The sequence below is a fragment of the Achromobacter xylosoxidans genome (genome assembly GCF_001457475.1).
GTDB lineage: Bacteria > Pseudomonadota > Gammaproteobacteria > Burkholderiales > Burkholderiaceae_B > Achromobacter > Achromobacter xylosoxidans.
This window is the reverse complement of record NZ_LN831029.1, coordinates 2,146,488-2,165,912: the sequence shown is the minus strand read 5'-3', so window position 1 is coordinate 2,165,912 and position 19,425 is coordinate 2,146,488. Positions and strand designations below refer to the sequence as shown.

Below are 19,425 nucleotides of genomic sequence, written 5' to 3'. Positions count from 1 at the left end.
CGGCCGGTCCGCGCGCCAGGGCGCGCAGTCCGGGCGGACGCCTGCCGCGGCGCCACGCCCGCCATCAAACGGCCGTCAGCCGCCCAGCCCCCACTTCTTCAGGATCTGGTCGATGGCGCCATCGGCCTTGAGCTTGGCCAGCGCCTTGTTGATGCGTTCGAGCAAGGCGGTGTCGTCCTTGCGCGTGGCCAGGCCCAGGCTGCCCATGACGGTGGGCTGGTAGGACTGCGCCATCTTCAGGTTGGGATAGTTGCCCTGGGTCAGGATGTAGGCGGCGATGGGATAGTCCATGAACCCGCCCTGGATGCGGCCGGCGTTGGCGTCGCGCATCATGTCCGGCGGATTGTCGTAGAGCTTCACCTCCTTGAACACGCCGCTCTTCTGGATCGGCTCGACAAAGGCGGTGCCGACCTGCACCCCCACCGTCATGCCCTTCATGTCGGCGAATGACTTGTATTCCTTGTTGTCGCTCTTGAGCACCATCAGGCCTTCGCCATAGCGATAGACCGGCTCCGAGAAACTCACCACCTGTTGGCGCTGCGGCGTGATGAACATGGCCGCCGAGACGATGTCGATGCGCTTGGAAGTCAGCGAACCGATCAGCGCCGAAAACGCCATGGGCTCGATCTGCACCTCAAAGCCAGCCTCCTTGCCGACCGCTTTCACAATATCGACCATCACCCCTTCGATGGAGTTGGTCTTGGTGTCAAGAAAAGTGAACGGACTGCCGGTGGGCGTGGATCCCACCTTCAACACCGTCTGGGCCTGCGCGGCCGTGGCCGTGGACAATGCTGCGAATACAGAGACAACCAGAGTCTTGAATTTCATGACATTTCCTCATCTAGGCAAAGCGTTCCGGAGCGTGCCCGGAAGGCGGATGATCCCCAGTGTCATCGCGCCGATTCACTGCCCGCGCGCTCAAGGCGGCGGTTGCGTCATATCCCCCGCGGCTTGATTGATATTCGAGATGGCCCAGATGACTTCGGTCACCTGCGAGCCGGGATTGCGCCAGCGCCGCGGCGTGCTGCTGGCATAGCAGAAACTGTCGCCCTCCTTGAGCAGCACGACCCGGTCGCCCACCCACAACTCCAGCGCCCCCTTGAGCACCACGCCGATCTGCTCGCCCTGCCCGGTCACGAACAGCTCGTTGCCGGTCGAGCCGCCCGGCTCGATGGTGGCGCGGCACAGATCCATGCTGCGGCAGGCCGGCGGCGTGTACATCTCCTTGACGATGCCCTTCTCGCGCAAGTCGATGTAGCGGTGCGTGCCGGCGCGGGCCACGCGCCCGCCATCCTCGCCTTCGGTGTGTTCGGCATTGCGCAGCAGCGTATTGACCGAGACGCCGAACTCGCGCGCCAACTGATGCAGGGTCTTGACCGAGGCCGAGCTCAGGCCGCGCTCGATCTGGCTGAGCAGGCCCAGCGACATGCCGCAGGCCTGCGCCACGTCCGCCAGCGAGCGGCCGTGCTGCTTGCGCAGTTGGCGCAGCTGCTGGCCCAGCCACATGTCGACGGCCGATTCGGGCCGCCCCGGCGCCAGCGCCGGCTTGGACAGCGCCGCATCGTCATGCGCACCAGAAGATGAGGATCGACTCATATGAAAATTTCATTTTTATGTAATTTTCAATACTAAGGAGCGAGCCGGGCCGCTACAACCTAGGAGCATCCCTAGGCCGATCCAGTCTTGGAAAAGGGAAAAAGCTTGCGGAGGAAACCTGCCGAAGAACGGCAGAGAGATGCGCCCCGCCGGAACCGGCGGAGGGTACGTCCTGGCACGGGCCCCGGAGATGTCTGCGCCGGCTCAGGAAGCCTTGGGCTTGCCGCCGCGGCGGCGCTTGGCGGGAAGCGGCGGCAACGGCTCGCCGGCCAGCTCGGCCAGGAAGCGTTCGTCGGCCAGCGACAACCATCCCTGGGCGCGGGCCGACTCGATCAGCTCGGGGCGACGCGCAGCGGTCAGCGCCAGCGAGCGCTCCCGGCGCCAGCGCGAGATGTTGGCATGGTGGCCGCTGAGCAGCGGCGCCGGCACGGGCGCGCCCTCGTAGACTTCGGGGCGCGTGTAATGCGGGCTGTCCAGCAGGCCGGACAGCGTGTCGTTGAAGGAGTCCTGCAGCGCGGAGTCGCCGTCGTTCAGCACGCCCGGCAACAGACGCACCGCGGCGTCGATGACGGCGAGCGCGGCGATTTCCCCGCCGGACAACACAAAGTCGCCCAGCGAGATTTCATGCGTGACACAGCGCTCGATGAAACGCTGGTCGACGCCTTCGTAGCGACCACAGATCAGGATCAGACCGTCGCTGGCGGCCAGCGCCTCGGCGCCGGCCTGGTCGTAGCGCTTGCCCACGGGCGCGAGCAGCGCCACCGGGGCCGGCCCCAGGCCTTGGGCCGCGCGCGCCGCCTGGGCGGCATTGACGGCGGCCTCCAGCGGGGCCGCCATCATCACCATGCCGGGGCCGCCGCCATAGGGGCGGTCGTCCACGGTACGGTGAGGATCATTGGTGAAATCGCGCGGATTCCACGCATGCAGGGCCCACCGGCCCTGGGCGTGGGCCCGGCCGGTGACGCCCAGGTCACGCACCACCCCGAACATTTCGGGAAAGAGCGTCACGACGTCAATGCGCATCAGAGGAGATCCGCGGGCCAGTCGCTGTCGATGCGGCGCGCGGCCAGATCGACGGCATGGATATGCGCGCGCACGAACGGAACGAGCATTTCGGCGGGCTTTCCCTTGGAGGTCAGGACAAATTCGGGACCATTGGCCCCGGCCTGCTGGCGCAAGACTTTCAAGACGGCGTGAGCGCCGTTGTCAAAGACTTCATCGACCACGCCAATGAGCGCAGCCTCGCCATCCGCCGTGGTGTACAGCGAACAACCAATGAGATCGACCCAGTAGTATTCGTCTTCTTCGGGCGCGGGGAAGGAGCCCCGCGGCGCCTGCACGGAAAAACCGCGCAGCGCTTCGGCCTGGTCGCGGTCGGCGATGCCCGCCAGCTGGGCCACCACGGTGGCCCCCTGGGAACGGACTTGCACGACCTTGTATGCGACAGGCGCAGACACGACAGCGCCCCGCGCCAATTCAGGCACAGGGCGAGTCAACCACCATTGAGAAGCTGAGAGCAGCACTTCGGCATTGGCCGAATGCGGCTGCACCTTGACCCAGCCTTTCACACCGTAGGCCGCACTGATGCGACCAAGCTCGATCAAGTCCGCAGGCGCCGCGTTGGAATGTGCGGCATCAGACATGTATCGGGCTATCGGTTTCGTACAGCGTAGCTGGAAACTAGCAGGGTTCAGGCGTACGACGCGGGCATCAAGCCGCGGCGGAAACCTTGGCCGAGTAGTCCTTGACCAGACGCTCGACGGCCGGCGACAGCTGGGCGCCGTTGCTGGTCCAGTGCTGCACGCGATCCAGCGCGATGCGCAGGTTTTCGGCGCCTTCATTGCCGACGGGGTTGTAGAAACCCACGCGCTCGATGAAACGGCCGTCGCGACGGTTACGCGAATCGGTGGCCACCAGGTTGTAGAACGGACGCTTCTTGGACCCACCGCGGGCCAGGCGAATCACCACCATAGGTAATCCCTTGAATTAGTTGTGAAAAACGGGAAATTCTAGCACTTAAACAAGCCAGCTGGCAAATGCCCGTGCTGAATCTCGGAAGTCGCGGCGCGATTCATACGCGAAAACACCACATATGCACCACATACGGTATTCTACAAAATCAAAATACGGGCCGGAGCCCGCCGCAGACAGAGTGTAGCCCGTCACGGGCCGCTGTGCTGCGCGAGGGCGCACGAAAGTGGCCGGGCGGGGTTTCCACCCGGAATGCCCTGCCGGAACGGCGCCCTTTGCAAGTGCGTGTGAAGCATTTCCCCGATTGGAGAGATCGGAATGTCATCCTGCGCCACATCCGCAAGCCCGCCTCCCCCTGCCGCGCCGCAACGGCGCCGCCCTTCTCCGCCCTCGCGCCCCCTGCGCCCGCGTAAACGTCCGCGGTTTCACAGCGGCTGATCGCGCCCCATTTCTCCCCAGCGTTTTCCCCAAACTTCCTCTACCGGAGGGTGCAACACCATGAAGAACCGTAAAACTGTCTTCACCCCTGTCGCGCGCCTGGCGGCCACAGGTTTGCTGGCGGGCCTGCTGGCGCTGCCGATGGCGGCCCAGGCCCGGGTGGTCGGCGCGGCGCTCACCACCGTCACCGGCAAGGTCACGGCGGTCGACCCCGCCAGCCGCACCATCACCCTGCAGGGCGCCAATGGCAATGTAGTGGATGTGCAGGCCGGGCCGAACGTGCGCAACTTCAAGCAAATCAAGCCGGGCGATTCGCTTACGCTGGACTATTACGAGTCGGTCGCCATCGACGTGCGCCGGGCAGGCTCCGGCGCGCCGGAGGTGGTCACCGAGACCGCCGCCACGCGCAGCGCCAAGGGCGCCAAGCCGGGTGGCGCGATGGGCCGGCAGACCACCATCACCGCGGAAATCTGGCACATCAACAAGAGCGCCAACCTCGTCACACTGAAGGGTCCGCAAGGCGGCCTGCGCACGATCCAGGTGCAGGATCCCGCTCTGCAGGCCCGGCTGGCGCAGCTCAAGGAAGGCGACCTGGTGGACTTCACCATCACGCAAGCGGTGGCGGCGGCGATCCACAAATAAGGCGCGGCGATCGCCAACAAAAAGGCCAGCCCGGGGAGAGGCTGGCCTTTTTCATGAGTCGCGCGGCAGCTGCGTGGCTAGCGGCGGCGCAGGAAATGCACGCCGCGGCCGTCCGCCTCATGCTGCGCGACCAGCACATTGCCGGTCTGGCGCGAGAACGCCTGGAAGTCGCGGATGGCGTTGCGGTCGGTGGTGACGACGCGCAGCACCTGTCCGCTTTCCATCTGCGCCAGGGCCTTCTTGGCGCGCAGGATGGGCAAGGGGCAGGTCAGGCCGCTGGCATCCACCTCCTGGTCGAAGGACGGCGCTGGCGCGCCGGACGCGTTGTCCATGTCAGAGGCGCTCATCGACCCACTTCTGCACGCTGGCGATCGCGGCGGGCAAGGCCGCGATGTCGGTGCCGCCACCCATGGCCATGTCCGGACGGCCGCCGCCCTTGCCGCCCACCTGGCTGGCGACGAAGCCCACCAGGTCGCCGGCCTTGATGCGGTTGGTCAGGTCGGCCGTGACGCCGCCGACGACGCTGATCTTGCCATCGGCCGAGCCGGTGGCCAGCAGCACCACGGCGGGCTTGAGGCGGTCCTTCAGGTTGTCGACCATGCCGCGCAGGGCCTTGGGATCAACGTCGCCGATGCTGGCGGCCAGCAGCTTGATGCCCTTGACCTCGACGGCCGCGGAGCTGGCCAGGTCGTTGCCGGCGCTGGCGGCGAGCTTGCTGCGCGATTGTTCCAGGTCTTTTTCAAGCTGCTTGACCTGGTCCTGCACCTGCGAGATGCGGGCGGGCAGGTCGGCGGGCGTGCTGCGCAGCATGCCGGCCACCTGGGCCAGCAAGGCGCTCTGGTTCTGTACCCAGGCCAGGGCGTTGTCGCCCGTGATGGCCTCGATACGGCGCACGCCAGCGGCCACGCCGCCTTCGGAGACGATCTTGAACAGGCCGATGTCGCCGGTGCGGCCGACGTGGGTGCCGCCGCACAGTTCGCGCGAGAAGCCGATGTCGAGCACGCGCACGGTGTCGCCGTACTTTTCGCCGAACAGCGCCATGGCGCCGCCCTTGACGGCGTCATCGTAGGCCATGACCTGGGCCACGGTGGGCTGGTTGGCGAGGATTTCGGCGTTGACGATGGCCTCGACGCGGGCGATCTGCTCGGCCGTCAGGGGCGCGTCCTGGGCGAAGTCGAAACGGGTCTTGTCGGGGTCGACCAGCGAGCCGCGCTGCTGCACGTGCGCGCCCAGCACCTGGCGCAGGGCCTTGTGCATCAGGTGAGTGGCGGAGTGGTTGCGCACGGTGCGGGCGCGGCGCACCGCGTCCACGCGCGCCAGCACGGTGTCGCCCACCGCCAGCTTGCCCTCTTCCAGCGTGCCGTGATGGCCGAACACGCCGGACTGGATCTTGAGCGTATCGCCCACGGCGAAGCGCACGCCGGCGGCTTCGAGCAGGCCGGTGTCGCCGACCTGGCCGCCGGACTCGGCGTAGAACGGGGTGGCGTCCAGCACCACCACGGCGCTCTGGCCGGCCTGGACCTGTTGCACCTGGGTGCCGTCGACATACAGGGCCGTGACCTTGACGTTGTCGAGTTCGAGCTTTTCGTAGCCCTCGAAGCGCGTTTCCGCGCCTTCGTAGCTCAGGCCCTCGGCCATCTTGAACTTGCCGGCCGCGCGGGCCTGGTCGCGCTGGCGTTCCATGGCGACCTCGAAGCCGGCCATGTCGACGTCGACTTCACGTTCGCGGCAGATGTCGGCGGTCAGGTCCACGGGGAAGCCGTAGGTGTCGTACAGCGTGAACAGCGTGGTGCCGTCCAGTTGGCCGCCCTTGGGCACGTTGGCCAGCGCGCCGTCGAGGATGCGCATGCCGTGTTCCAGCGTTTCGCCGAAGCGTTCTTCTTCCTGCTTGAGCACCTGCGCCACGCGCTCGGCGGTGGCGGCCAGTTCGGGATAGGCTTCGCCCATCTCGGCGACCAGGTCGGGCACCAGGCGGTGGAAGAACGGCCTGGTCTGGCCCAGCTTGTAGCCGTGGCGCAGCGCGCGGCGGACGATGCGGCGCAGCACGTAGCCGCGGCCTTCGTTGCTGGGAATGACGCCGTCGACGATCAGGAACGAGCAGGCGCGGATGTGGTCGGCAATGACCTTGAGGGAATTGTTTTCCAGGTCCTTGACGCCGGTTTCGCGCGCGGCGGCGGCGATCAGGTTCTGGAACAGGTCGATTTCGTAATTGGAGTGGACGTGCTGCAGCACGGCCGCGATGCGCTCCAGGCCCATGCCGGTATCGACACAGGGACGCGGCAGGCGCGGCATGTTGCCGGCGGCGTCGCGCTCGAACTGCATGAACACCAGGTTCCAGATCTCGATGTAGCGGTCGCCGTCTTCCTCGGGCGATCCCGGGGGGCCGCCCCAGATCTCGGGGCCGTGGTCGTAGAAGATTTCCGAGCACGGGCCGCAGGGACCGGTGTCGGCCATCTGCCAGAAGTTGTCCGACGCGTAGCGCGCGCCCTTGTTGTCGCCGATGCGGATGATGCGCTCGGTCGGCACGCCGACTTCCTTGGCCCAGATGTCATAGGCCTCGTCGTCTTCCTGGTAGACGGTGACCCAGAGCTTCTCGGCCGGCAGCTTGTAGACCTGCGTCAGCAGTTCCCAGGCGTACTGGATGGCATCGCGCTTGAAGTAATCGCCGAAGCTGAAATTGCCCAGCATTTCGAAGAACGTATGGTGGCGGGCGGTGTAGCCCACGTTCTCCAGGTCGTTGTGCTTGCCGCCGGCGCGCACGCTGCGCTGCGACGACGTGGCACGCGTGTACGACCGCGATTCCTTGCCCGTGAAGACGTCCTTGAACTGGACCATGCCCGAATTGGTGAAAAGCAGGGTCGGATCGTTGCCCGGCACGAGCGACGACGAAGGAACGATGGTGTGTCCCTTGGACTTGAAGAATTGCAGGAACTGCTGGCGAATCTCGGAGGATTTCATCGTGGATGAAGCAGGATTTAGGCGAATCGTTGATTATAGAGGGTTGTCGGCGCCTTGCACCCTGGGGGACATCCCGGCCGGCGCATCGCCATCCGCCGCGCCTTGATCGAGCCCCCTGCCGGGGCGCGCCGCGCCCGGGCAAGCAGCCTGCCGCCACGAAACCACAAGCTATCCCAGTTGCCGGCCAGCACCACGTAGGGATCGCGGCGCACGTAGGGAACAACCCGCTCGCCATCGGCGTCCACGCCGAAGATGGCGGGTATCGCCTGGCCCGGCGCGAACTGCAGCCAGGTCTCCCGGCCATCGTCGAACACCTGCATCGGCGCGACCGCGGGATCGCCGGACAACTGCCAATCGAATCGGAACCCCGGCGCGGCGACGCCGGATGCCCGCCAACCGGCCCCTGCCATCGGCGCCGCGCCGGGCGTCCATGCGCAACCGGCCAGGCTCGACAGCGCGCCGGCGAGAAAGAGGATTCGTACCATGTGCCCCACCATCCCAGGAACGGCGACCCGGGAACGGATCGCACCACGCCGGGCATGGTGAACCCCTGCGGGCCGGAAAGGCAGACCGGCATGTACGCATGGATCGAATCGCCCTCTCCGACGCGGCAAAAGCGCGGGCAAGGACGCGGGCAAGAAAAAAAGCCCGGTTCGAAAACCGGGCTTGCGGGCGCTGCCGGACGGCGCGCGGGCGCCGGGCCGGCTGGCGCGGCCTCAGCGCTGCGTGGCGATGCTGCGCGCCTGGCTGGCGGCGTTGTTCAGGGCCGCCACCGGCGGCGTCTTGCCTTCCAGCGCATCGTTGAGCTGCTGGTTGAATACCGGCTCGATGCGATCGTAGTTGGCCATGCGGAAGCCGCGGCTGTTGGCAACCGGGCGGTTGCTCATGGAAGCCACCACCGCCTGGGCGCCGGGAATGCTCTTGTAGAACGACACGTCGGAGGCGCGGAAGGCCGCCTCGGTCAGCGGCAGGTAGCCGGTGCGCTGGTGCCATTCGGCCGCGATGACGGGCTTGGACAGCCAGGCCAGGAATTGCGCCGTGGCCTTTTCCTCATCCTTGGGACGGCCTTCCAGCGCCCACAGCGCCGAACCGCTCACGAACGGTTGGCCGCCGTTCTGGGTGACCTGGTCGTAGTAAGGCAGCGGGGCCACGCCGAACGCCAGCGACTTGGTGTTCAGGAACTGGCCGAACGAACCCGAGGAGCCGGTCAGCACGGCGCACTCGCCCTTGGCGAACAGCTTGTCGGCGCTGTTGTCGGCGGTGTGCGCCATGAACAGCAGCGAACGCTTCCAGCTGACCATCAGCGAAATGTGGCGCATGTAGAGCGTGTCGAACTGCATCGCCGGCGCCGCGCTCTTTTTGGTGACCGCGTCCAGCCCGTTGTTGTTGCTGGTGTATTGCTGGTTGTTCACCGGCGCCAGGTTTTCCAGGTGGACCGTGACCTGGTCGCTGGAGGCATAGGGACAGTCGAGGTCGGCCACGTCGCGCAGCTTGAGCAGCTCGCCCTGCAGGGCGGTCCAGGTGCGGGCGGGCTTGTTGGGATCGAGGCCGGCCTTCTTGTAGGCGGCGGTGTTGTAGAACATCACCGGCACTTCGGCCATCCAGGGGAACGCCAGCAGGCGGCCCTTGCCGTCGCGCACGAAGCTGCTGGTGGCAGGCACGAACCAGTTCAGGTCCTTGACCGGATACTTGGCCAGCAGGTCGTACATCGGCAGGATGGCCTTGTGCTCGGCCACCACTTCCGGCGAGTGGTTGTCGTTCAGCTGCACCAGGTTGGGGGCCTTCTTGGCCTTGACCGCGGCGGTGGCTTCCTGCTGCAGCTGCGCCTGCGAGGCGAAGGCGCGCAGGGTCACTTTGACCTGGTCCTGTTCCTTGTTGTACTGCTTGGCCAGTTTCTCGAACTCGGCCTTGTTGGCGTCCGGCAGCGTGTGCCAGACCTGGATTTCGACGGGTGCGGCGTGGACCGCGCCAGCGACCGCCATGGCGGCGCCAAAGACCCATGTGCGCCGGCTGGCGAACATCGCGCGGGCAATGCCCGCCAATTGCAATTTCTTCATAGGTTCATAGACCAAGAAAAGGGAATTCCGGTTCTGGACGACGTCCGCTCAGCAGATCGGCCAGTGCCCGGCCCGAGCCGACGCCCATCGTCCAGCCGAGAGTACCGTGTCCGGTATTGATATACAAATTGGGGATACGGCTACGGCCGATGATGGGCACGTTCGAGGGAGTGGACGGGCGCAGGCCCGACCAATAACTGACGCGCTCGAAATCGAGCGCGTCGGGAAAGAGTTCGCGGGCGAGCCGCGTCATGGCTTCGCAGCGGCCGGTGTTCAGGCCGCGCGAATAGCCGGACAGCTCGGCGGTGCCGGCCATGCGCAGGCGGTCGCCGAGCCGCGAAAACACCACCTTGTGGCTGCTGTCGGTCAGGCTGACCGTGGGCGCGGCGCCCGGTTGCAGGACCGGGAAGGTCGCCGAATAGCCCTTGGCCGGATAGACATTGCACGGAATGCCGAGCGGGCGCAGCAGCGAAGGGCTGAAACTGCCCATGGCCACCACGTAGGCGTCGGCGGCCAGGGCGCCGTAGCGGCCATCGGGTTCGATCAGTTCGACGCCGCTGACCGCGCCGGCCTCGGTGATGAGCCGGGTGACGCGGGTGCTGTAGCGGAATTCGACGCCGGCGCGCGCGCAGCGCTCGGCCAGCGCGACGGTGAACAGGTGCACGTCGCCGCTCTCGTCCTCGGGCGTGTAGTCGCCGCCGACGATGGTGTTGCGATGCGGCGCCAAGGCCGGTTCGATGGCGATGACCTCGTCAGTCGACACGACGCGGCGCTCCACGCCGAAGTCGCGCATCAGGCCGGCGGCGCGCTGCGAGTTCTCGAATTCGTGTTGATCGCGGTAGAAATTCAGGATGCCGCGCTCGAGGTGGTCGTATTCGATGCCCAGCTCGGCGCGCATGCCGCGCAGCGTGGCGCGGCTGTATTCGGCCATGCGCACCATGGCGCGGATGTTCGGCGCCAGCCGGCCCGGCAGGCATTCGCGCAGGAAGGCCAGGCCCCACATCCACTGGCGCAGGTCCAGCTGCGGACGGAACAACAGCGGCGCGTCGTCCTGGAACATCCATTTGAGCAGCTTCAGGGGCGCCTGCGGATTGGCCCAGGGCTCCGCATAGGAGACCGAGATCTGCGCGCCGTTGGCAAGGCTGGTCTCCTGGGCGGGTCCGGTGCAGCGGTCGATGACCACGACGTCGTGGCCGGCCTGGCTCAGCCACCAGGCGCTGGAGATTCCGATGATGCCGCTACCCAATACCGCTACTTTCATGCCCGCATTGCTCCCTGCGTACCCGCGGGCCCTGCGGACACGATGTCCGCCCCCCGCGGCAAGCCGCTGCCAAGATGACACCGCAGTTTACCCCGGCGCCCCGCCCTCGCCTACGCCCGCCGCCATCAAAAAAAGGGGAGGAATCCGCCGATGCCGGATCCCTCCCCTTCGCGTTGCGCGCGGCCTGATCTCGGTCAAGTCGCGGCTTTCGCCAGATCGGCCTCGGACGTGAAGGCGTCCGCATAGAATTCCTCGGGCGGCAGGCCGCACTGGGCGCTGAACTCGCGCCGGGCGGCGTCCACCATCGGCGGCGCGCCGCAGGCGTAGACCTGGTGGCCCGACATGTCGGGGATGTCCTGCAGCACGGCCTCGTGGACGAAGCCGTCACGGCCGCTCCAGCCGTCTTCCTCGAGCGCGTTCGACACCACCGGCACGTAACGGAAGTCCGGCAGGTCACGGGCCCACGACTGCGCCAGCGCGTCCATGTACAGATCGCGCGGGCGCCGACCGCCCCAGTACAGCGCGACCGGACGGCGGATGTTCTTGTGGATCATGTGCTCGACGATGGCCTTGACGGGCGCAAAGCCCGTGCCGCTGGCCAGCAGGATGATCGGCTTGTCGCTGTCTTCGCGCAGGAAGAACGAACCGAACGGCCCTTCCAGCCGCAGGATCTCGCGTTCCTTCATCTGCGTGTCGCCGGCGCCGAACACGTGGTCGGTGAACACCCCGCCCGGGAGGTGACGGATGTGCAGTTCCAGCGGGCTGCCGGTGTGCGGCGCGCCAGCCATGGAATAGCTGCGGCGGCGGCCGTCCTTGAGGATGATCTCGATGTACTGGCCGGCGTAGTAGCGGAATTGCTCCGAGGCGGGCAATTGCAGCTTGAGCACGGTCACGTCCGGCGCCGCCTTTTCCATCGTCTGCACGCGCGAGGGCAGCTTGCGGATCTGGATGTCGCTGGCCAGGCGCACTTCGGTGGACTCGACCACCATGTCGGAGGCGGGCCGGGCCTGACAGAACAGGGTGTAGCCGTCGGCCAGCTCCTCGGGTGAGAGGATCTGCGCGGGGTACTGGCCGGCGTCGAACTCCCCGGACACCACTTTGCCCTTGCAGGTGGAGCAGGCGCCGTTGCGGCAGCTGTAGGGCAGCACGATGCCCGCGGCCAGGGCGCCGTCGAGCACGGTCTGGCCGGGCTCGACCGGGAATTGATGCTTGCTGGGTTGGATGATGACCTGGAAGCTCATGATGAAACGTATCAGGGGGATCAGGGTTGACGGCGCCCATGGGACACACCCCACGGCACGCCGCCCGGCCCGGCCTCAGGCCGGGAACTTGCGGATTTCCTTGACGCGGTTGGCGTCGTCCACCAGCACGACCTGCGGCTTGTGGGTGGCGGATTGCTCTTCGGACATCGGCCCGTAGGTGCAGATGATCATCAGGTCGCCGACCTGCGCCCGGCGCGCGGCCGCGCCATTGAGCGAAATGATGCCGCTGCCGCGGGCCGCCTTGATGATGTAGGTGTCGAAGCGTTCGCCGTTGTTGATGTTGTAGAGCTCGATGCGTTCGAACTCGCGCATGCCGGCAGCGTCCAGCAGGTCTTCGTCGATGCCACAAGACCCTTCGTAGTGCAGGTCGGCTTCGGTGACCGTGACGCGGTGCAGCTTTGCCCGCAGCATGATGCGTTGCATGATGGAAATATCCTGGTTTCGCGTGCCGGAACGCGAAGTGATGCGATGAATGTGAAACACCCGCGGATGGCGCGCACCTGCGGGCATGCAGCCGAACGGCACCCGGTTTTGCCGTCGGAAGCCGGTATTCTATAATTTTTGCCGCGACGGGACGGCCCGTTGCTGCGCTGGCCGCGACATGGCGGCATTTGCCATCGGCAACGACGGCATTGGCCATTGCCGCAAGCGCATCAATCCGGGGACGACCCCTCTCAAGTAGGAGTCGTCATGACCTGGATCATCCTTGTACTGGCCGGCCTGTTCGAAATCGTCTGGGCCGTCGGCCTCAAATATACCCATGGGTTCACGCGCCTGATGCCGTCGCTCGTCACCGTCGGCGGCATGCTCATCAGCTTCTGGCTGCTGGCGCTGGCCATGAAGACGCTGCCGCTGGGCACCGCCTACGCGGTGTGGGTCGGCATCGGCACCGTCGGCGCCTTCGTGGCCGGCATCATCCTGTTCGATGAATCCATCAGCTGGCTGCGCATCGCCAGCGTGGCGCTGATCGTCGTGGGCCTGATCGGCCTGAAGCTGTCGTCGGCCTGATCGACGGCCGGATACCGCCGCCCCGGCCGCGCGCCGGGGCGCGGCGGGCTAGAAATCCAGTTCGATGTCGACCGCGTCGCCCACCTTCAGGCGGGCGCCGGCCGGCGCATCGACGATGGCGTTCTGGCCAAACACCACCCCGATCTCCAGGTTGCGGTAGCCCGCCAGCGTGCGGCCCGGCTCGTCGTGCTGCACGGCGGTGCGCTGGTCGATGTCGGGAATCGAGCAGCGCGTGCACGGCTTGACGAACGCCATGCTGACCGCGCCCGTGGTGATCATGGCGGTATGGTCTTCCTCGAAGGCCTCCCACTCGCCCTGCACCACGATATTGGGCCGGAACCGGTCCATCGGCACCGGCGCCACGCCCTTGGCCCGCAGGCGCGCGTTCAGGTCATCGAGCGATGCCTGGTTCGCCACCAGCAGGGGGAAGCCGTCGGCAAAGCCGAAGAAGTGATCTCCCCCGAACGTCTGCGCCAGATCTGGATGGCTTTCGGCCCACTTGTCCACCCATTCCGGCTTGGCGGGCCGCGTCGCGCCGGTGTCGACCTTGTACAGGCGGCAAGGCGTCTTGAGGAAATCCGAACACCACTGCGCCGCGGCCTCGCTTTCGCGGCGCGCGTCGAGCGTGTCCTTCCAGACGCCCACGCTTTCGACGCCGGGTTGCAGCGCCGAGCCGTCCAGCGGCACGTCCAGATCGGGCATGCCGGGCGCCGAAAGCCGCAAGGCGTCGGCCGTGAGCGCCGTGCGGATCAGGGCCATGGCCGCCCATTGACGCTGCGTCATGAAATGGCCGTCCGCCCCAACCAGCATCCAGCGGCGGTCGTGGGCCAACCCGGCGCGGTCCACCGGCGACTCGGACAGGTCGATACCGGCACAGGATTTGACGGGGTAGATATGCAGGCTGAGGATGCGGGCGGACATGATGCGACTTCCGGCAGGGAAAGACGGCAGAGCATAGCGGAACGACGAAAAAAAGCCCAGGCCGAAAGGCCTGGGCTGCGGCGCATGCAAGCGGCGCGGGCGTTCTTTCCCTCACGGGAAAGCGCGCGGCGGGAACGGCATGGGTCGCCCCCGCGCGCGGCCGGTCAGGCCACGCCCCGACCAGCGCCGGCAAGCATCCGCCGCGGACAAGGTGCCGCGCTAGCTGCCGACCAGCTTCAACGTGTCGAGCGGCGTGACCGCCTTGAACGCCTTGCGGGTGGCGATGTGCTCGGGACGCGGGGTCAGGCCGTACTTGGGCGGCTCCAGCGTGTTTTCCATGCTGTTGTAGACCATGAACACGTTGGCGCGCGGCCACGGCGAGATGTTGCTGTTGGAGCCGTGCATGGTGTTGCAATCGAAGAACACCACCGACCCCGCCTTGGCCGTCATCGTGCGGATGCCGCCCTGCTCGACCAGCAATTGCAGGCTGACCGGATCCGGCACGCCGTACTCCTGCTTCTTGAGCGACTGCTTGTAGTGGTCGTTGGGCGTTTCGCCGACGCACGAAATGAACTGCCGATGCGAGCCCGGCACCAGCATCAGCGGGCCGTTGCAGTCATTGTTCTCGGTCAGCAGCACCGAGCAGCTGAGCGCGCGCATCGACGGCATGCCGTCTTCCACGTGCCAGGTCTCGAAGTCGGAGTGCCAGTAGAACTCCTTGCCCTTGAAGCCGGGCTTCATGTTGGCGCGGGACTGGTGGATGTAGACCTCGGACCCCAGGATCTGGCGCGCCACGTTGACCAGCCGCGGATCGCGCACCAGGCGCGCCAGCACGGGGTTCAGGACGTGCACCATGAAAATGGAGCGCACGGCGTTGCTGCCGGGCTCGGTGATCGACTCCTCGCGGCGCACGATCGACGGGTCGCGCGTCATGCGCTCGACCTCGGCCGACAACGCCCGCACTTCGGCTTCGGAGAACAGGTTCTCCAGCAGCAGGAAACCATCGCGCTCGTAGCTGCCGATCTGCTCGCCGCTCAGGGCGTCGGCGTACTTGCCTTCTCCATAGACCACCGGATCCTGGCGGGAAATGATGGCGGAACTTCGATCCGTACGGGAGGCGTACGGATCCTGCGCAGGTGAGATCATGCGAACCTCCTTGTATCAGGCCGCTTGGGCTTCGGCTTCAGGCAGGGCGTAGACGCCCTCTTTGTCATGCACTTCCTGGCCGGTCAGCGGCGGGTTGAAGACGCAGATGACGCGCAGCGGCTCCTTGCCGCCGCACAGCCAATGCTCATCGTGCTCGTTCAGCGCGTAGACCACGCCCGGGCCGAGTTCATACTTCTTGCCGTCGGCAATCGTCTCGATGGAGCCGTCGCCCTCGATGCACCACACCGCCTCCAGGTGATTCTTGTAGTGGATGTGGGTGCGACCGCCCGGGAAGATGGTGGTCTCGTGGAAGGAAAAGCCCATGCCGTCCTTCTTGAGCAGCACGCGGCGGCTGACCCAGGTATCGGTGCGGACTTCGTCGGCGGTGCCGATCACATCTTTGACATTGCGTACGATCATTGACGTTTTCCTCCAAATTTCAGGATGCGGGCGGACTGCCCCTCTTCGGCCAGCGCGTCGGCCACGCTGGCCTCGATCACTTCCAGGCCCTTGGACAGCAGTTCTTCCTCGATGGTCAGGGCCGGCAGCAGCTTGAGCACTTCGTCATGCGCACCCGAGGTCTCGATGACCACGCCGCGCTTGAAGGCGTTGGCGGCGATGCGGTTGGACAGCGCCGGGGTGGCGTTGCTCACCAGGCCCTGGATCAGCCCGCGGCCCCGCACCGACAGGCCGGCGTTGGGATAGCTGTGCACCAGGTTCTCCAGCCAGTCGCGCACCAGGCGCTCCTTGCGCTGGATCTCGGCGGTGAACGCGGTGTTGGCCCAGTAGGTCTCCAGCGCCTGGGTGGCGGTGACGAACGCCAGGTTATTGCCGCGGAAAGTGCCGCTGTGGGCGCCGGGTTTCCAGACGTCCAGCTCGGGCTTCATCAGCACCAACGACATCGGCAGGCCGAAGCCCGACAGCGACTTGGACAGCGTGATGATGTCCGGGCGGATGCCGGCGGCCTCGAAGCTGAAGAAGGTGCCGGTGCGGCCGCAGCCGACCTGGATGTCGTCCACGATCAGCAGCATGTCGTGGCGCTTGCAGAGCTTGTCCAGTTCCTTGAGCCAGCGCAGCGTGGCAACGTTGACGCCGCCCTCGCCCTGCACCGTCTCGACGATGACGGCGGCGGGCTTGTCCATGCCGCTGCTGGGATCTTCCAGCATGCGCTCCAGGTAGGCCATGGTGTCCACGTCCGGGCCGAAGTAGCCGTCATAGGGCATGAAGGTGGTGTTGGCCAGCGGGTAGCCGGAGGCGTCGCGGAACTTCATGTTGGCGGTCACCGCCAGCGAGCCGCCGCTGACGCCGTGAAAACCGTGCGTGAAGGAAATCACATTGGGACGCCCCTTCACCTGGCGCGCGATCTTGAGCGCCGCCTCGACCGCATTGGTGCCGGTGGGGCCGGTGAACTGCAGGGTGTATTGCCAGTTGCGCGGCTTGAGCAGCACGCGGTCGACCGCCTCGAGGAAGCTTTTCTTGGCGCTGGTGGCCATGTCCAGGCCATGCACCACGCCATCGGCCTGCACGTATTCGAGCAGTTTTTCCTTGAGGATCGGATTGTTGTGGCCGTAGTTCAAGGTGCCGGCGCCACTGAAGAAGTCGATGTACTCGCTGCCTTCCTCATCGACCAGCGTCGAACCCCTGGCCTGGCTGAAGATCACGGGAAACGACCGGATATAGCCTCGTACTTCCGACTCCATCCGGTCAAAGATTTTCAAGTCCATGTGATTAATCCTCCCTTTCATCTCATAAGTTGACAGACGGCCAGATCCCTTCCGCATGCGCGCCGGGCGCATCCGGATGCGTCAAAGCCATCCCGGTTTTCGACAGAACCGCGTTGCCGCCTAGGGGGCGGGCAGGGTGAACGGGCCTATCCTCAACAACATCTCGTCGTCATGGTCCGCGCCGCCGAAAAGCTGCCGATCGAAGAACGGCTGCTCGGAGACGTGGGCGCCCAGCTCGCTGGCCAGGCCGGCGAACGTGCGGCGCGAGGCCTGGTTGTCAGGCGCCACCGTGGTTTCAAGATGACGAACATGCACGAGCCCCTCGCGTTGCAAGAGCGCCCGGAGCATGGCGCGGCCTAACCGTTGGCCGCGTGCGCGGGTGTGCACGGCGACCTGCCAGACGAACAACACGTCGGGCCTGTCGGCAAGCACGTAAGCGGAGATAAATCCATCGATGCGTCCACCGGCGCTTTCGGCCAGGACGCAGGTGCCGCGGTTGTGCTCGCACAGGAGCAGGTACGCGTACAGGGAATTGAGGTCGAGTGGCGGGCACTCGGAAATGAGCTGGTGGATCGCGGCGCCGTCCTTGCGGCGGGGCTCACGCAACAGATGCGTTTTGCTGCCCGCCGCCGGCGCCACGGCACTTGAGGTCGTAGGGTCGTTCAGTTCGTTTGCTCTCATACAACCAATCCTGATTCGGGAGGCGCGCCACCCGTGGGCACCTCGAGGATGGGCGACGAGACGTCGCCCTGGGTTTCCGTCGCCACCCCGCTCTCTTCTTCCATGAGCGCGACGATGCGCTCGAGCGACAGGGTGATGGTGGCCTGCTCCAGCTCCGGCAACGCGTTGAGCGCGTCGGCCAGGTGCTTCTGCAGCGGCGACGGCGCCTGCTGCGCGACTTCGCGGCCGGCATCGGTGGCCGTCACGAAGACGATGCGGCGATCTTCGCGGCCGCGCTCGCGGCGGATCAGGCCCTTGTCTTCCAGGCGGTCGAGAATGCCGACGACCGTGCTGGGGCTGACGTGGATCTCGCGGCTGATCGCCGTGGCCGTCAGCGGCCCGTTTGCAATGACCGTGCGCAGGCACATCAGCTGCGGCGCGGTAATGTGGCTCACCGCGGACAGCTGGCGCGAATGCAACGCAATGGATCGCGTGATCCGGCGCAGCGCCCGCAGGATGCGCAGGTCGTATTGCTGCGCGGGGTCGGTTACGGTCTGTTTATTCATGACTGAATTAGTTCAGCTAAATTGATTTCTATACGAATGATATGGGTGACCCATCCCCGTGTCAAACCGGATTGACCCTCATTTTGTAATCATTTCCGCGCAATCCGCCGTCAAGTCGCCGGGGGCGTTCCAGGGAAACGCCGGCGTTACGATTTGCCAGAATTGTTCTACATTCCGCAAATAAAACATCTGTTTTTCTTTTTGCCGAGACGGATGTAGCATTTGTTTTATTGCTCCTTCCCTGCTGCCATGATCGCGCCTCTGCAAGACCATCTGCGCCACCTCAGCGCCACGCTGCCCGCCGAGCTGCAGCGCGCCGCCCAATGGGTGCTGGCCAACCCGGCCGAAGTGGGGCTTTGGTCGATGCGCCGGCAGGCGCAGGCGGTGGGCGTGTCGCCCGCCACCATGCTGCGGCTGGCGCGCGCCGCGGGCCACGACAGCTATGAGGCCTTCCGCGCCCCGTTCCAGCGCGCGCTGGCCGGTGCCGCCGAGGGTGGGCTGCGCGAGCGCGCGGCGCGCCTGCAAGCCTCGCACGCCCGGCAGTCCGGCGGCCGCGGGCAGGACGCGCTGACGCAATGGCAGACAGCAGCCCTGGCCTCGATCCGGCAGGTCAACGACGACGCCGCTTTGGACGCCGCCGTCGATGCCCTGCTGCGGGCCCGCCAGGTCGGCTTCCTGGGCACGCGCTCCGCTTTCGGCATCGCCTTCCAGATGCGCTATGCCTACCACCTGCTGCGCCGCAACGGCATCCTGATCGATGGCCTGGGCGGCGCGTCGGCCGAAGATGCCGACAGCCTGCAGGCGGGCGATGCGCTGGTAGTGGTGTCGCAAGCCCCCTACCCCAGCGCCACCGTGCGCCTGACGGCCCAGATCGCCGCCCGCGGTGTCACCGTGCTGGCGCTGACCGACAGCCTCGCCAGCCCGATGGCCCGGGCCGCCCGCCATGTATTGCATTTTGCCCGCCCCGCCGAGGCCGGCGCGGACGCATCGGCGCCGCGCGGCCCCGCCTCGTTCTTCCACAGCACCGCGGGCCTGCTGGGCCTGGCCGAGCACCTGATCGCGCGGCTCGCGGCCCGTGGCGGCGACGAGGTGCTGCAACGACTGACCGAGATCGAAACACGATTGCGGGACGAAGGCGCCTATTGGAAGGAGCCGCCGCCGCGGGGCGGCCGCGACCGCGCTCCGGTCCCTGATTGAACGCGCCCGCGCCCCGCG

Annotated in this window: 21 protein-coding genes; 3 read left to right on the top strand and 18 right to left on the bottom strand. The window is 66.4% G+C overall.

Annotated features, from left to right (window positions below; translation table 11 throughout):
- Positions 1–75 precede the first annotated feature (75 nt).
- The 5 genes from AT699_RS09785 to rpsP all read right to left on the bottom strand — a co-directional run bounded on the left by AT699_RS09785 (position 76) and on the right by rpsP (position 3,567).
- The gene (locus tag AT699_RS09785; RefSeq protein WP_024068344.1) at positions 76–828 is read right to left on the bottom strand and encodes an ABC transporter substrate-binding protein; all 753 of its coding nucleotides are present in this window, start codon (positions 826–828) and stop codon (positions 76–78) included.
- Between the two features lie 90 nt (positions 829–918).
- The gene (locus AT699_RS09780) at positions 919–1,596 is read right to left on the bottom strand and encodes a helix-turn-helix domain-containing protein (protein WP_024068343.1); all 678 of its coding nucleotides are present in this window, start codon (positions 1,594–1,596) and stop codon (positions 919–921) included.
- A gap of 204 nt (positions 1,597–1,800) precedes the next feature.
- Positions 1,801–2,619, bottom strand: coding sequence for a tRNA (guanosine(37)-N1)-methyltransferase TrmD (trmD, locus tag AT699_RS09775; protein WP_006387843.1), 819 nt, complete (start codon positions 2,617–2,619; stop codon positions 1,801–1,803).
- Complete coding sequence (rimM, locus tag AT699_RS09770; protein ID WP_045953054.1) at positions 2,619–3,239, bottom strand: ribosome maturation factor RimM; 621 nt, start codon at positions 3,237–3,239, stop codon at positions 2,619–2,621. The genes trmD and rimM overlap by 1 nt, the downstream gene beginning before the upstream one ends.
- 67 nt (positions 3,240–3,306) lie before the next feature.
- The gene (rpsP, locus tag AT699_RS09765; protein ID WP_006387841.1) at positions 3,307–3,567 is read right to left on the bottom strand and encodes a 30S ribosomal protein S16; all 261 of its coding nucleotides are present in this window, start codon (positions 3,565–3,567) and stop codon (positions 3,307–3,309) included.
- 498 nt (positions 3,568–4,065) lie between these two features.
- On the opposite strand from rpsP, the gene AT699_RS09760 reads away from it, so the two are divergent.
- Positions 4,066–4,647: a hypothetical protein gene (locus AT699_RS09760; protein ID WP_020926920.1), complete on the top strand. Its 582-nt coding sequence runs from the start codon at positions 4,066–4,068 to the stop codon at positions 4,645–4,647.
- A gap of 77 nt (positions 4,648–4,724) precedes the next feature.
- Here the strand turns inward: AT699_RS09760 and AT699_RS09755 are convergent, their stop codons facing one another.
- From AT699_RS09755 to panD, 7 genes are all read right to left on the bottom strand, one after another.
- On the bottom strand, positions 4,725–4,994 hold the full coding sequence (locus tag AT699_RS09755; RefSeq protein ID WP_026383462.1) for a sulfurtransferase TusA family protein: 270 nt from the start codon (positions 4,992–4,994) through the stop codon (positions 4,725–4,727).
- Positions 4,981–7,605, bottom strand: coding sequence for an alanine--tRNA ligase (alaS, locus tag AT699_RS09750; protein ID WP_006387838.1), 2,625 nt, complete (start codon positions 7,603–7,605; stop codon positions 4,981–4,983). Before alaS ends, AT699_RS09755 begins: the two co-directional genes overlap by 14 nt.
- A 17-nt stretch (positions 7,606–7,622) precedes the next feature.
- Entirely contained in the window at positions 7,623–8,090 is a 468-nt protein-coding gene (locus tag AT699_RS09745) for a TrbG/VirB9 family P-type conjugative transfer protein (protein ID WP_024068341.1), read from the bottom strand.
- Positions 8,091–8,321: 231 nt separating this feature from the next.
- Positions 8,322–9,662 carry an extracellular solute-binding protein gene (locus tag AT699_RS09740; protein ID WP_006387836.1) on the bottom strand — a complete coding sequence of 447 codons (1,341 nt, stop codon included), beginning with the start codon at positions 9,660–9,662 and terminating at the stop codon, positions 8,322–8,324.
- A gap of 4 nt (positions 9,663–9,666) precedes the next feature.
- Positions 9,667–10,923 carry a D-amino acid dehydrogenase gene (locus AT699_RS09735; protein WP_024068339.1) on the bottom strand — a complete coding sequence of 419 codons (1,257 nt, stop codon included), beginning with the start codon at positions 10,921–10,923 and terminating at the stop codon, positions 9,667–9,669.
- Between the two features lie 194 nt (positions 10,924–11,117).
- The gene (locus AT699_RS09730) at positions 11,118–12,164 is read right to left on the bottom strand and encodes a CDP-6-deoxy-delta-3,4-glucoseen reductase (protein ID WP_006387834.1); all 1,047 of its coding nucleotides are present in this window, start codon (positions 12,162–12,164) and stop codon (positions 11,118–11,120) included.
- Positions 12,165–12,239: 75 nt separating this feature from the next.
- Positions 12,240–12,608 (bottom strand): aspartate 1-decarboxylase, encoded by a 369-nt coding sequence (gene panD, locus AT699_RS09725; RefSeq protein ID WP_006393954.1) that lies wholly within the window; start codon positions 12,606–12,608, stop codon positions 12,240–12,242.
- Positions 12,609–12,875: 267 nt separating this feature from the next.
- Here panD and sugE point away from each other — a divergent pair, with 267 nt between their 5' ends.
- Positions 12,876–13,193, top strand: coding sequence for a quaternary ammonium compound efflux SMR transporter SugE (gene sugE, locus AT699_RS09720; protein ID WP_006387832.1), 318 nt, complete (start codon positions 12,876–12,878; stop codon positions 13,191–13,193).
- Between the two features lie 48 nt (positions 13,194–13,241).
- On the opposite strand, the gene AT699_RS09715 is transcribed toward sugE, so the two are convergent.
- The 6 genes from AT699_RS09715 to AT699_RS09690 all read right to left on the bottom strand — a co-directional run bounded on the left by AT699_RS09715 (position 13,242) and on the right by AT699_RS09690 (position 18,210).
- Positions 13,242–14,114 carry an MOSC domain-containing protein gene (locus AT699_RS09715; RefSeq protein WP_006387831.1) on the bottom strand — a complete coding sequence of 291 codons (873 nt, stop codon included), beginning with the start codon at positions 14,112–14,114 and terminating at the stop codon, positions 13,242–13,244.
- A gap of 219 nt (positions 14,115–14,333) precedes the next feature.
- Positions 14,334–15,260 (bottom strand): ectoine hydroxylase, encoded by a 927-nt coding sequence (gene thpD / locus AT699_RS09710; RefSeq protein ID WP_006387830.1) that lies wholly within the window; start codon positions 15,258–15,260, stop codon positions 14,334–14,336.
- Positions 15,261–15,275: 15 nt separating this feature from the next.
- A complete protein-coding gene (locus AT699_RS09705) occupies positions 15,276–15,680 on the bottom strand; it encodes an ectoine synthase (protein WP_006387829.1) in 405 nt (134 codons plus the stop codon).
- Positions 15,677–16,984: a diaminobutyrate--2-oxoglutarate transaminase gene (gene ectB, locus AT699_RS09700; RefSeq protein ID WP_006387828.1), complete on the bottom strand. Its 1,308-nt coding sequence runs from the start codon at positions 16,982–16,984 to the stop codon at positions 15,677–15,679. The genes AT699_RS09705 and ectB overlap by 4 nt, the downstream gene beginning before the upstream one ends.
- A gap of 120 nt (positions 16,985–17,104) precedes the next feature.
- The gene (ectA, locus tag AT699_RS09695; protein ID WP_006387827.1) at positions 17,105–17,665 is read right to left on the bottom strand and encodes a diaminobutyrate acetyltransferase; all 561 of its coding nucleotides are present in this window, start codon (positions 17,663–17,665) and stop codon (positions 17,105–17,107) included.
- Positions 17,662–18,210, bottom strand: coding sequence for a MarR family winged helix-turn-helix transcriptional regulator (locus AT699_RS09690; protein ID WP_006387826.1), 549 nt, complete (start codon positions 18,208–18,210; stop codon positions 17,662–17,664). Before AT699_RS09690 ends, ectA begins: the two co-directional genes overlap by 4 nt.
- Before the next feature lie 249 nt (positions 18,211–18,459).
- Between AT699_RS09690 and AT699_RS09685 the strand changes: the two genes are divergently transcribed.
- Positions 18,460–19,407, top strand: a complete 948-nt coding sequence (locus tag AT699_RS09685) for a MurR/RpiR family transcriptional regulator (protein WP_024068337.1) — start codon at positions 18,460–18,462, stop codon at positions 19,405–19,407.
- Positions 19,408–19,425 lie beyond the last annotated feature (18 nt).

Bases quoted from the DNA above. Each gene is read 5' to 3' on its own strand.
- AT699_RS09785 (WP_024068344.1), bottom strand. From the start codon at position 828: ATGAAATTCAAGACTCTGGTTGTCTCTGTATTCGCAGCATTGTCCACG.
- AT699_RS09780 (WP_024068343.1), bottom strand. From the start codon at position 1,596: ATGAGTCGATCCTCATCTTCTGGTGCGCATGACGATGCGGCGCTGTCC.
- trmD (WP_006387843.1), bottom strand. From the start codon at position 2,619: ATGCGCATTGACGTCGTGACGCTCTTTCCCGAAATGTTCGGGGTGGTG.
- rimM (WP_045953054.1), bottom strand. From the start codon at position 3,239: ATGTCTGATGCCGCACATTCCAACGCGGCGCCTGCGGACTTGATCGAG.
- rpsP (WP_006387841.1), bottom strand. From the start codon at position 3,567: ATGGTGGTGATTCGCCTGGCCCGCGGTGGGTCCAAGAAGCGTCCGTTC.
- AT699_RS09760 (WP_020926920.1), top strand. From the start codon at position 4,066: ATGAAGAACCGTAAAACTGTCTTCACCCCTGTCGCGCGCCTGGCGGCC.
- AT699_RS09755 (WP_026383462.1), bottom strand. From the start codon at position 4,994: ATGAGCGCCTCTGACATGGACAACGCGTCCGGCGCGCCAGCGCCGTCC.
- alaS (WP_006387838.1), bottom strand. From the start codon at position 7,605: ATGAAATCCTCCGAGATTCGCCAGCAGTTCCTGCAATTCTTCAAGTCC.
- AT699_RS09745 (WP_024068341.1), bottom strand. From the start codon at position 8,090: ATGGTACGAATCCTCTTTCTCGCCGGCGCGCTGTCGAGCCTGGCCGGT.
- AT699_RS09740 (WP_006387836.1), bottom strand. From the start codon at position 9,662: ATGAAGAAATTGCAATTGGCGGGCATTGCCCGCGCGATGTTCGCCAGC.
- AT699_RS09735 (WP_024068339.1), bottom strand. From the start codon at position 10,923: ATGAAAGTAGCGGTATTGGGTAGCGGCATCATCGGAATCTCCAGCGCC.
- AT699_RS09730 (WP_006387834.1), bottom strand. From the start codon at position 12,164: ATGAGCTTCCAGGTCATCATCCAACCCAGCAAGCATCAATTCCCGGTC.
- panD (WP_006393954.1), bottom strand. From the start codon at position 12,608: ATGCAACGCATCATGCTGCGGGCAAAGCTGCACCGCGTCACGGTCACC.
- sugE (WP_006387832.1), top strand. From the start codon at position 12,876: ATGACCTGGATCATCCTTGTACTGGCCGGCCTGTTCGAAATCGTCTGG.
- AT699_RS09715 (WP_006387831.1), bottom strand. From the start codon at position 14,114: ATGTCCGCCCGCATCCTCAGCCTGCATATCTACCCCGTCAAATCCTGT.
- thpD (WP_006387830.1), bottom strand. From the start codon at position 15,260: ATGATCTCACCTGCGCAGGATCCGTACGCCTCCCGTACGGATCGAAGT.
- AT699_RS09705 (WP_006387829.1), bottom strand. From the start codon at position 15,680: ATGATCGTACGCAATGTCAAAGATGTGATCGGCACCGCCGACGAAGTC.
- ectB (WP_006387828.1), bottom strand. From the start codon at position 16,984: ATGGACTTGAAAATCTTTGACCGGATGGAGTCGGAAGTACGAGGCTAT.
- ectA (WP_006387827.1), bottom strand. From the start codon at position 17,665: ATGAGAGCAAACGAACTGAACGACCCTACGACCTCAAGTGCCGTGGCG.
- AT699_RS09690 (WP_006387826.1), bottom strand. From the start codon at position 18,210: ATGAATAAACAGACCGTAACCGACCCCGCGCAGCAATACGACCTGCGC.
- AT699_RS09685 (WP_024068337.1), top strand. From the start codon at position 18,460: ATGATCGCGCCTCTGCAAGACCATCTGCGCCACCTCAGCGCCACGCTG.